Annotated in this window: 9 protein-coding genes; 4 read left to right on the top strand and 5 right to left on the bottom strand. The window is 72.0% G+C overall.

Annotated elements, in window-relative coordinates:
- Positions 1-80: 80 nt before the first annotated feature.
- Genes moaC through trxB form a run of 3 tightly spaced genes read right to left on the bottom strand, consistent with a single transcriptional unit; the run spans position 81 to position 2,790 of the window.
- Positions 81-590, bottom strand: coding sequence for a cyclic pyranopterin monophosphate synthase MoaC (gene moaC / locus FOF48_RS05630; RefSeq protein WP_143899054.1), 510 nt, complete (start codon positions 588-590; stop codon positions 81-83).
- The gene (locus tag FOF48_RS05625; protein WP_143899053.1) at positions 587-1,774 is read right to left on the bottom strand and encodes a PLP-dependent aspartate aminotransferase family protein; all 1,188 of its coding nucleotides are present in this window, start codon (positions 1,772-1,774) and stop codon (positions 587-589) included. The genes moaC and FOF48_RS05625 overlap by 4 nt, the downstream gene beginning before the upstream one ends.
- 32 nt (positions 1,775-1,806) lie before the next feature.
- Positions 1,807-2,790: a thioredoxin-disulfide reductase gene (gene trxB / locus FOF48_RS05620; RefSeq protein ID WP_201756608.1), complete on the bottom strand. Its 984-nt coding sequence runs from the start codon at positions 2,788-2,790 to the stop codon at positions 1,807-1,809.
- A 63-nt stretch (positions 2,791-2,853) separates the two neighbouring features.
- Here trxB and FOF48_RS05615 point away from each other — a divergent pair, with 63 nt between their 5' ends.
- The 4 genes from FOF48_RS05615 (at position 2,854) to FOF48_RS05600 (ending at position 6,629) form a co-directional block, all read left to right on the top strand.
- Positions 2,854-3,312, top strand: coding sequence for a cyclic nucleotide-binding domain-containing protein (locus FOF48_RS05615; protein WP_143899051.1), 459 nt, complete (start codon positions 2,854-2,856; stop codon positions 3,310-3,312).
- Between the two features lie 176 nt (positions 3,313-3,488).
- Positions 3,489-4,262: a DNA repair protein RadC gene (gene radC / locus FOF48_RS05610; RefSeq protein ID WP_143899050.1), complete on the top strand. Its 774-nt coding sequence runs from the start codon at positions 3,489-3,491 to the stop codon at positions 4,260-4,262.
- Complete coding sequence (locus tag FOF48_RS05605; protein ID WP_143899136.1) at positions 4,262-4,522, top strand: DUF3006 family protein; 261 nt, start codon at positions 4,262-4,264, stop codon at positions 4,520-4,522. Before radC ends, FOF48_RS05605 begins: the two co-directional genes overlap by 1 nt.
- Positions 4,523-4,574: 52 nt before the next feature.
- Complete coding sequence (locus FOF48_RS05600) at positions 4,575-6,629, top strand: ATP-dependent DNA helicase RecQ (RefSeq protein ID WP_143899049.1); 2,055 nt, start codon at positions 4,575-4,577, stop codon at positions 6,627-6,629.
- Between the two features lie 4 nt (positions 6,630-6,633).
- On the opposite strand, the gene FOF48_RS05595 is transcribed toward FOF48_RS05600, so the two are convergent.
- Positions 6,634-7,008 carry a hypothetical protein gene (locus FOF48_RS05595; RefSeq protein ID WP_370456547.1) on the bottom strand — a complete coding sequence of 125 codons (375 nt, stop codon included), beginning with the start codon at positions 7,006-7,008 and terminating at the stop codon, positions 6,634-6,636.
- Positions 7,009-7,018: 10 nt separating this feature from the next.
- Positions 7,019-10,906, bottom strand: coding sequence for a tetratricopeptide repeat protein (locus tag FOF48_RS05590; RefSeq protein WP_186001782.1), 3,888 nt, complete (start codon positions 10,904-10,906; stop codon positions 7,019-7,021).
- Positions 10,907-10,916: the final 10 nt, after the last annotated feature.

Genomic DNA, 10,916 nt, shown 5'->3' with positions numbered 1-10,916 from the left:
TCAACTACCTGGCCCTGGTGCAGGTGGCGCTCATCTTCTCCTACCTGCGCCACCTGCATCCATCAGACACGGCCTAGGGACTACCGCCCGGCGCGAGGCCGGGACGTCTTGCGGCCGGGCCGGGGCGCGGGGGCGGGCTTCGAAGGCGCGGCAGGGGCCTCGCGCTCCCAGGTGCCGGAGCGTCCGCCGGACTTGTGATCCAGCTGCACGGCTTCGATGACCATGCCCCGGTCCACGCTCTTGCACATGTCATAGACGGTGAGCGCCGCCGCGCACGCCGCGGTGAGCGCCTCCATCTCCACGCCGGTGCGGTCCACCGTCTTCACCCGCGCGCGGACCTCCAGGCCCTCCTCCACCGGCGTGAGCGTCACGTCCACGCCCGCGAGCGCGATGGGGTGGCAGAGGGGCACGAAGTCCGGGGTGCGCTTGGCGGCCATGATGCCCGCGAGCCGCGCCGCCGCGAGCACGTCCCCCTTCTCCACCTGCCCCGCGAGGATGCGCTCGCGCGTGGCGGGCAGCATCCGCAGGCGCGCGGTGGCCACCGCCACGCGGTCCGTCTTCGGCTTGTCGCCGACGTCCACCATCTTCACCGGCCAGCCCCCTTCGCCACGGCGGCGAGCAGGTCGTCGGCCACGTCATCCGGGTCCTCCAGCCCCACGGACACGCGGATGAGGCTGTCGCGGATGCCGGCCTGGGCGCGCTCCTGGGGCGTCATCCGGCGGGCGCTGGCGCTGGCCGCGTGCATCACCAGCGTGCCCACGTCCCCCAGCGACGGCCCGGGCTTGCACACCCGCAGCGCCTCCAGGAACCGGTCCCCTTCCTGCTGCCCCGCGCCCTTGATTTCAAAGGCCACCATGGGCCCGAAGCCACCCTCCAGCACCCGCCCCGCCACCGCGTGGTCCGGGTGGGAGGCGAGGCCCGGGTAGATGACGCGCTCCAGGAGCGGCGACTCCGACAGACGCTTCGCCACGTGGAGGGCATGCTCGTTGTGGGCCTTCATGCGGACAGGCAGCGTGCGCAGCCCGCGCAGGGTGAGCCACGCCTCGAAGGGGCCCAGCACGTCGCCGGACAGCACGCGCGCCGAGCGCAGCGGGTCCATCCGCGACTTGGAGCCGCTCACCGTGCCGCCCAGCGCGTCGCTGTGGCCGTTGAGCCACTTGCTGGTGGACTGCACCGCGTAGTCCGCGCCCAGCTCCAGCGCGCGCTGCCCGAAGGGTGACGGGAAGGTGGCATCCACCGCGAAGACGGCGCCGGCGTCGCGGCACGCCTCCGCGAGCGCGCGGATGTCCGGCACGCGCAGCAGCGGGTTGGAGATGCTCTCCGCCAGGACCATGCGCGGGCGCCACTCGCGGATGCGGGCAGGCGCGTCCGCCTCCGTCTGGTTGAGCGGGCGCAGCTCCACGCCCCAGCGGGCGCACAGGTTCTTGTAGAGCAGCCGGGTGACGCCGTAGCCGTCCGTCGGCACCACCAGCACGTCCCCGGCCTTCCACGGCTGCGCGTCGAAGAGCGAGCGCAGCGCGGCCATGCCGCTGGCGTACGCGACGCAGGACTCGGCGCCCTCCAGCGCGGCGACCGCCTCCTCCAGCAGGGCCGCGTTGGGCGCGCTGATGCGGGCGTAGGCGTAGTCCTTGCCGTCCAGCGCGTCGGACAGGTCGTCGCTGCTGTCGAACCAGTTCACCGCCGCCGGGAAGATGGGCGGCATGACGGGCACCGCCTTGCTCCCGGTGAGCCGGGAGCCCGCGTGCACCGCCACCGTCTTCTGCTTCTTGCTCATGCGCGTGTCGTCTCGCTGGGACCGGTAGGGACCTACTCGCCGTGCTCGATGAGCCAGCGCTCCGCGTCGATGGCGGCCATGCACCCGGTGCCCGCGGCGGTGATGGCCTGGCGGTAGTAGCTGTCCTGCACGTCGCCGCAGGCGAAGACGCCCTCGATGTTGGTGCGCGTGGTGCCCGGCTGCGTCTTGAGGTAGCCGCCCTGGTGCGTCTCCAGGATGCCCTGGAACAGCTCCGTGTTCGGCGTGTGGCCGATGGCGACGAACAGGCCGTGCGCGTTGAGCAGCTGGCTGTCGCCGGTCTTGAGGTTGCGCACCACCGCGCCCGTCATCCCCTTGGCGTTGCCCACGACCTCCTCCACCGCGGAGTTCCACAGGAAGGAGATCTTCGGGTTGTTGAGGGCGCGCTCCTGCATCACCTTGGACGCGCGCAGGCTGTCGCGGCGGTGGATGAGCGTGACGTGGTTGACGATCTTCGCCAGGTACGTGGCCTCTTCCATGGCCGTGTCGCCGCCGCCCACCACCAGCACGTCCTGCTTCTTGAAGAAGGCGCCGTCACACGTGGCGCACGCGGACACGCCGCGGTTCTTGTAGGTGTCCTCGCCCTTGACGCCCAGCCACTTCGCGGTGGCGCCCGTGGAGATGATGACCGTCTCCGAGCGCACCTGGAGGCCGCTCTCGCTCTCCAGCAGGAAGGGCCGCTGGGAGAAGTCCACCTTGGTGACGTTCTCCATGTGCAGCACGGTGCCGAAGCGCTCCGCCTGCTTCTGGAAGCGCTCCATCAACTCCGGGCCGGTGATGGCCTCCGGGAAGCCGGGATAGTTCTCCACGTCGGTGGTGACCATGAGCTGGCCGCCCGGGACGCGCTGGGGGTGCTCCAGGGTGGGGCCGCCGGCGAACACCACGGGCTCCAGGTTGGCGCGCGCCGCGTAGATGGCGGCCGTGTAGCCCGCCGGGCCGGAGCCGATGATGGTGACCTTCTGGATCTTGTCCTGCGACACGGCGCCTCCTGCGCTCATACGTTGACGGGCCCGGACCGTACCAGACACCGCCGTCCTGACCATGATACGAACCTGGACCCCATGGATGCCGCTGTCCTCAAGAAGGTTGCGCTCTTCGAGGGATTGACCCAGGGCCAGCTCGCCAAGGTCGCCCGGATTGCCTCGTCCAGGACCTACTCCGCCGGTGACTACCTCTTCCGCGAGGGCGACACCGGGCAGGACATGTTCATCCTCACCGACGGCAAGGTTCGCATTTCCAAATCCGTGCCGGGCATCGGCGAGGAGGCGCTCGCCATCCTCGAAGCCGGCCAGTATTTCGGGGAGATGGCGGTCATCGAGGATTCGCCCCGCTCCGCGGACGCCATCGCCCACAGCGGCTGCACGGTGTGGGTCATCGAGCGGGCGAAGCTGGACCAGCTGATGTTCACGGACAAGGACCTGGCCTACGTCCTTCTCTGGACGTTCGTCCGCACGCTGAGCGAGCGGCTTCGCGAGACGAACGAGAAGATCAAGGGCTTCTTCGCCATCTCCCGCTTCTGACGGGTGCCTGCGGTCCGCTGCCGCCTCGCACGCCAAGAGTGCGGGTGGAGCATCGCTGTCCGTCCCGCCGCGAGGCCTCTTCGCGTGGGTCTGGACGGGCCACGTCCCGTGTCTTCGGAGTGCGCCATGAAGGGCACATGCCTTGCTGAAGCCCCCGCCGCGTGGACGGAGGCGGGATGGAACAGGGCGGCGAGGCGTGGGTGGGAACGGTCGGTGGGGAGGCCACGAGCGGAGGGTCGGTGAGGGTACGCGGCACCGGCATGGAGGATGCGCGCGAGCGCCTCTTCCGGCTGGGCGCGGAGGCCCTCACCGACCTGGAGTTGCTGGGCCTGTTGTGGACGGAGGGGCCCCGGGGCTTGAAGGACGCGGCGGACGGCGTGGCCCGGGGTGGGCTCAGGGCGCTGGTGCAGGAGGACCCGCGCGTGCTGTGCGCGCGAAAGGGCGTGGGGCCGTCCCGCACGTCCCGGCTGCTGGCGGCGCTGGAGTTGGGACGGCGCGCGCAGCGCTCTCCGGAGAAGCGCCCGAGGCTGCGCACGCCGAAGGACGTTCACGGATACCTGTACCCCACGCTGAGCGCGCTGCGGCGAGAGGTGTTCCATGTGCTGTGCTTCAACGCGCGCAACGTGCTGGTGCACGACGCCCGGGTGGCGGAAGGAACGTTGAGCGCGTGCCCGGTGGATCCGCGCGAGGTGTTCTCCGCGGTGCTGTCGTCGCGGGCCACGGCCATCGTGCTCGCGCACAACCACCCATCGGGAGACCCCGAGCCCAGCGTCCAGGACGTGGGCCTCACGGAGCACCTGGCGCGGGCAGCGGGGCTGCTGGGCGTGAAGCTGCTGGACCACGTCGTGGTGGGGGACGGCGCGTTCGTGTCCATGCTGGAGCGGGGCCTGTTGCCGGACAGCGAGCGGGAGGGGCGACGCAAGTGCGGCACGCCAGGTGGGGGGTGGTGATGGGAGCGGGGGCGCTGCTGGGACTGGGGGCGAGTCCCGTGCGGGTGGAGCTGCTGGAGGACACGCGAGCCCTGGTGGTGCGCGCGGACGGAGGGCAGGCGTGCACGGTGGAGCGCTGGCGGCTGCCGCCGGGCGCTCGCGAGGGGGACGTCATCGTGGATGGCCGCCTGGACCTGGAGCGGACGGAGGCCCTGCGGCGCGAGGTCGCGCGGAAACGGGCCCAGCTGGCGGTTCCCCTTCCTCCGGGGCTCGAGCTGTGAGCTGGGGGCACCGGTGCCCACGGAAGGGATTGGCGTTGACGGCCAACCCAGGATGATGAACATGCGCGCGATGACGGAGTCCCTGCCCTTCCTCGAAGATGCCCAGCGGGGACTGGTGCGGCACTTCGGCCTCTCGGAGTTCCGCCCCGGCCAGGCCCCCGTCATCAGCTCCGTGCTGAGCGGCCGCAACACCGTGGTGGTGATGCCCACGGGCGCGGGCAAGAGCCTGTGCTACCAGCTCCCGGCGCTGCTCCTGCCGGGCATCACGCTGGTGGTGTCACCGCTCATCGCGCTGATGAAGGACCAGGTGGAGCAGCTCACCGCGCGGGGCATCCCGGCCACGTACATCAACTCGTCCTTGTCGGACGTGGAGCGGGCGGAGCGCCTGCGCAAGCTGCGCGCCCGCGAGTACAAGTTGCTCTACGTCGCGCCGGAGCGCTTCCGCAGCGGCGGCTTCCTGGAGCTGGTGTCGGAGCTGGGCGTGGAGCTGCTGGCCGTGGACGAGGCGCACTGCATCTCCCAATGGGGCCACGACTTCCGGCCGGACTACGCGCTGCTGGGACAGGTGCGCAAGCGCCTGCGGCCCCCGCGCACGGTGGCCCTCACCGCCACGGCGACGCCGCTGGTGCGCGAGGACATCGTCCGCGTGCTGCTCATGAAGGACCCGCACGTGTTCGCCCAGGGCTTCGACCGGCCCAACCTCTTCCTGGACGTGGTGAACGTCGGCGGGGACGAGGAGCGCCGGGAGGCGTGCGCGAGCCTGGCGGCGAAGGGCGGCAGCGGCATCATCTACTGCTCCACGCGCAAGGCGGCGGAAGGGATGCACTCCGCGCTCGTCACGCGCAAGGTGAAGGCGGTGCTGTACCACGCGGGCATGGAGGACGACGCCCGCCGCCAGGCGCAGGAGGACTTCATGTCCGCGAAGGACGCGGTGGCGGTGGCCACCAACGCCTTCGGAATGGGCATCGACAAGCCGGACATCCGCTTCGTCGCCCACGCCAACATCCCCCGGGCCGTGGAGGCGTACTACCAGGAGATTGGCCGCGCGGGCCGCGACGGCAACGCCGCCACGGCGGTGCTCCTGTTCAACCACGCGGACGTGTACACGCAGGAGCGCCTCATCCAGAGCAGCAACCCGTCCGAGGCGGTGCTGTCGGACGTGTGGGCGCAGCTGCAGGCCGTGGAGGAGTTCGAGCGGGGCGTGCACGCCCTGGCCGGCATGGTGGGCACCAGCGAGTTCGAGGTCTCCGCCGCGCTGAAGGTCTTCGAGCGCGAGGGCAAGCTGGAGCGCGGCGGCCGGGGCGAGGGCGAGTACGGGCTCACGCTGACGGACAAGGCCGCCAGCGCCCAGCCGCACGCGGCGGACGCGCAGAAGCTGCTCCGCTCGCTGCTGGAGACCTTCCCCGTGGGGCGGCAGGCCACCACGGAGCTGCCCATCCTCGCGCGGCGCACGGCGCTGTCGGAGGACGACTTGCGGCACGCGCTGGGCCTGCTGGAGAAGTCCGGCGTGGTGCGGGTGCGTCGGCCGTTCGCGGGGCGCTCCATCCGCGCGCTGGAGCGCGTCCCCTTCCGCGAGCTGTCCCTGGACCTGAGCCGGGTGCGCGAGCAGGAGCGCCGCAACCTGCTGATGCTCAAGAGCATGACGGACTACGCGTACACCCCCAAGTGCCGGCGCGCGTTCATCCTGCGCTACTTCGGGCAGGCGGACGCGGCGGCCGTGTGCGGCACGTGCGACCGGTGCGCGGGCAGCATGATGCCCAAGCCGTCGGGCTCAGCCTCGCGCTCCGCGCCGGCCGCCGCTGGCGCGCCGGTGACGGTCTACAGCGAGCTGGCCTCCATGGAGCTGCGCCGCTGGCGCAAGGACCTGGCGAAGGACCTGGGCGTCGCGCCCTTCATCATCTTCAACGACGCGACGCTGCTGGGGTTGGCCTCCGCGCTGCCCGTGGACCGGGAGTCCTTCCTCGGGGTGAAGGGCACCGGAGAGAGCCGCTGGGAGCGCTTCGGTCCCAAGGTGGTGGAAATCTGCCTGATGGCGCGCGCTGCGGGCCATGAGCCGCAGGTGGCCCCGGTGGCCCCTCGCGTGCGCAAGGCGAAGACGCGCCACTAGCCGGTCAGCCCGGCGGGGGGCCGTCGCCGCGAGTCGCGCGCAGGGCCGCCCACCGCAGCACGGCCATCAGGGCGCCCACCACCACCGCGAGCAGGAAGATCACCAGCACGGTGACGACACCGAAGACGGCGCGCACACCGAGTTCGGAGATCTGCCCGTTGGTGTACGCCTGGCGCAGCGGCTCCATGGTGTGGCTCAGCTCCAGCGCCCTCGCCGGCAGCGAGTCGAGCGCCATGGAGAGGCGCTCGATGAAGGGCGAGGAGTCCCACCGCCGGATGGCCTCCACGACGATGCCCGTCAGCAGATAGAGCACCGACAGCAGGAAGGCGTTGCCCCACATGACCTGCAACAAGGGGGACGACGGGGGCCGCTCTCTCACCTGAGGCACGCTACCGCGACGCCCGGCGCTTGAGGAGCGGGAGGGCCTTCTTCACCCGGTTCGCGTCCGGCGCCCCACTGGCGAGCCGCAGGAAGGCCTCGTAGGCCTCCACGGCCCGGGGAAGCTCCGAGGACTCGCGCACCAGCACGTCCGCCAGCGCCAGATGCGCCAGACCGTCCGTGGGCTCCAGCTCCACGGCCTTGGCCAGCGCCTCGCGGGCAGGGGCCTCCTGCCGCTGCTTGAAGGCCACCAGTCCCAGCGCCAGGTACGCGCGCCCGCTGTAGGGGGCAAGCCGCACGGCCTCGTCCGCCGCCGCGCGGGCCTCCTTCATCGCCCCCGCGCCTAGCAGCACGCGCGCCAGCGTCACCTGGGCGAACGCCTTGTCCCAGACGGTGTGCGCCTTGTCGGCCAGGTCCTGCAGCGTGCGCGCCGCGCCACGTCCACCGCCGGGCAGCTGCGTGTACAGCTCGCCCACGCGGCCGCACGTCGCATCCGGCCCCTCGCGCCGCGCCGCCGCGAAGGCCGCGTCCGCGCTCTCCACCTGGCCCTGGCGCAGGAACGCCTGGGCGATCTCGCAGAAGGTGTCCGGGTCCTTGGAGTCCAGCTTGTTGGCACGCTCCAGGGCCGCGAAGCCGCCCTTGGCGTCGCCGTTGGAGAACAGGAGCGCCGCGCGCAGCCGCTGCCCTTCCGCGTCGTCCGGGGCCAGCTTCACCGCCCGGCCCGACGCCCCTTCGGCCTCCTTGCGGCGGCCGGACTGGTACAGGGCCAGCGCGAAGCCCTTCTGCGCGGCGGCGTTGCCCGGGTTGTCCAACTGCCACGCCTCGAATTGCTTCAGTGCCTCCGGCGTGCGCCCCAGCGCCAGGAGCGCGCGGCCCAGCGCGTCCAGGGCCTCGCCGTGCGAACCATTGCGCTCCACCGCCTGCGTCAGCGGCTTGACCGCCATGTCCGGCAGGCCGCGCGACAGGAGCAGCCGCCCCAGCGAGCACGCACCTTCGTAGTCCCGAGGATCCTTCAGCGCTTCGTCGAACTGGCCCTGCGCCTTGTCGAGCGCGCGCTCACGCCAGTACACCTGCCCCAGCGCCACGCGCAGGTCGGTGCGGGGCTTCTTCGCCAGCGCCTTCTCCAGCACGTCGCGCGCCTGGGCGCCGTTGCCCTCGTTGGCATCCGCCAGCGCCAGCCACGCGACGGCCTCCGGAGGATAGCGGTCGTTCACGCGCGTGCGGCCCAGCTCCACGCGGGCGCGCTTCCAGTCCCCCAGCCGCGCGTACGCCGCACCGCGGACCAGCGACACCTTGCGCCCACTGTCCGCGTCCAGCCGTTGCAGCGCTTCACGCTCGCGGTCGCGGTCCAGCAGCGTGCGTCCCAGTCCCTCCTTCGCGGCCTCGCTCTTGGGCTGCAGCTTCAGCGCGGCCTCATAGGCCTGCTGCGCGGCCTCCAGCTTGCCCGCCGCGCGACCCGCGGCCCCGAGCGCCAGCTCGAAGTCCATGGCCAGCGGCCCCTGCGTGCCCTTGGAGAGCAGCGCCCGCGCCTCTTCGTACCTGCCCAGCGCGGACAACAGCTCGCCGTGCACCAATTGCTGACGCGGCTGGAGCGCGGGGGGCAGCTTGGGGTCCTGGGACAGGGGCGCCACGTCCGCCAGCGCCGCGTCCAGGTCCTGCTCCAGCGCGAGCCGGCTCTCGGCCATGCCGATGCGGGCGGCCGGGTGCTCCTTGGAGACCTCCCTGGCGCGCTTGAACATCTCCAGCGCCTGCGGGAAGTCCTCGGAGGCCAGGTAGTAGCCCCCCAGCGCCACCAGCGCGCGGACGTTGCCCGGCGACGCCTTGAGCGCACGGTCGAAGCGGTCCAGGGCCTTCTTCTCGTCCTTGTCGGCCAGGAGCAGGCTGCCCGCGAGCGCGTGCACCTCCGTCACGTCGTCCTGCGCGCCGAGCAACGCACGGCGCGCGGACTCACGGCCGCGGTCGTCGGCGACGAGCGCGTTGGTGGCGAGCACCAGCCCGTTGAAGCCGTCCTTCACGCCCGGCTTCTCCAGCGCCTCCAGCGCCAGCCGGCGGTCCTCGGAGGCGGCGCCGTGGTCCTGGTAGCGAAGGGCGTGCGCGTAGCCCGCGAGCGCCCAGGCGGCCGGACTGGATTCGTCCATGTCGCGCGCGCGGTCGAGCTGCCGGAGCGCTTCGTCCAGCGAAGCGCCCGTGTCCTGCGCCACCGCGCGCTTCGCGAGGTCCAGCGTCTCCGCCAGCGTCTGTCCGCCCTGGCGGGAGCGGTAGAGGATGAAGAAGCCCGCGGACGCGCTCAGGAAGATGAGGGCCACGAAGAGGGCCACGGTCTTGGTGCCGTAGCGCTCCAGGAGGGACTGCTTCGCCCGCTCCTTGGCGATCTTCTCGTGCATCTCGCGCTCGTACTTCGCGGCGAGCGCCTCCGTGTCCTTCGCGTTCGCCGCGGCCTTGTTGCGGGCCGTGGCCGCCGCCAGCTCCGTCGCGTCCGGGATGTCGTCCAGCAGCGAGCGCTTGCCGCCCGACGCCGTCGCCACGGGAGCCACCGGCGCGGCCGCACGGGCCCGGACCGCCTCCGGAGGCGGAAGGTCTCCGAGCAGTCCACCGCCCTGCGACATGGAGGGCTCATCCATGGAAGGTTCGGGAAGGTCCGCCAGCATCCGCGACGCACCGCTGCGTCCGGAGCCCCCCCGCGCCGCCGCATCCCGGTCCTGCCCTGGATCCGCGGGGCCACCTGCCGCACGACCCCGACCCGAACCCGGCTCCTGTCCTGGATCCAAGGGGCTACCAGCCGCACGACCTCGACCTGAACCGGGCTCCTGCCCGGGATCCGAGGGGCCACTTGCCGCACGACCCCGACCCGAACCGGGCTCCTGTCCTGGATCCGTCGCGTCGCCGCGCGCCGCACGACCTCGACCTGAACCGGGCTCCTGCCCGGGATCCGAAGGGCCACCTTCAGCCGCACGACCCCGACCCGAACCCGGCTCCTGCCCTGGTTCCGAAGGGCTACCAGCCGCACGGCCCCGACCTGAACCCGGCTCCCGCCCTGGATCCGAAGGGCCACCAGCCGCATGCCCCCGACCCGAACCCGGCTCCTGCCCTGGTTCCGAAGTCACACCATCAACCGCACGACCCCGACCCGAACCCGGCTGCGAAGCTTCGCCACGCTCCGCACGCACCCGACCCGCCTGCGACGCTTCGCCACGCGCCGCACGGTCCTGCTCTGAATCAGACGGGCCCCCCACACCCTCGGAGGCCGCTGGATCCTCACCGCCCGGCGTCCGCGCGTCGCCGCTGGCGGAAGCCGGGGCCGTCGCATCCACGCCACCCGCCGGCGTCTCCGTCCGGGAACGGCGCGGCTCCAGTCCCGCCGCCGCGGCGGCTCGTGCCTCGAACGCGGACGGGTGCGCTTCCGAACCGGGCGCCTCTGGCTCATCCGCCTGGGGCACCGCCGCCGCCGGGGTCGCCAGCGAGCCCAGGTCCTCGAAGATGGGCGCCGGTCCGCCGGACAGCGCCTGCTGGGCCTGATCCAACCACTGCTTCACGCGCCCGTTATTGGGCTGCAGCGCCACGGCCTTGCGAAGGATGGGCAGCGCCGAGCGGTACAGCCCGCGCTGCAACAACACCTCGCCGATGAGGTTGTAGGCGTACGGGTTGTCCCGCTCGATGGCGATGGCCTGGTCGAACTGCTCCATCGCCTCCGCGGGCCGCCCCAGCTGGATGAGGGCCTTGCCCCACAGCACCCGCCCCACGGTGGACGTGGGGTGGTGGGAGATGCCCTGCGTGCACACCTCGATGGTGCGCGTCGCATCTCCCTTCTCCAGCAGCGCCTTCGCCAGCTCCACGAAGACGGAAGAGGTCGGGTCCTGCCGGAGGAGCTGCTCGTAACGCTCCACCATCGACTTGGCCATGTTGAGTCGC

This window comes from Corallococcus sp. Z5C101001, from assembly GCF_007352635.1.
GTDB lineage: Bacteria > Myxococcota > Myxococcia > Myxococcales > Myxococcaceae > Corallococcus > Corallococcus silvisoli.
Note: the sequence above shows the minus strand (reverse complement) of the source record. Positions and strands in the feature narration are given on the sequence as shown.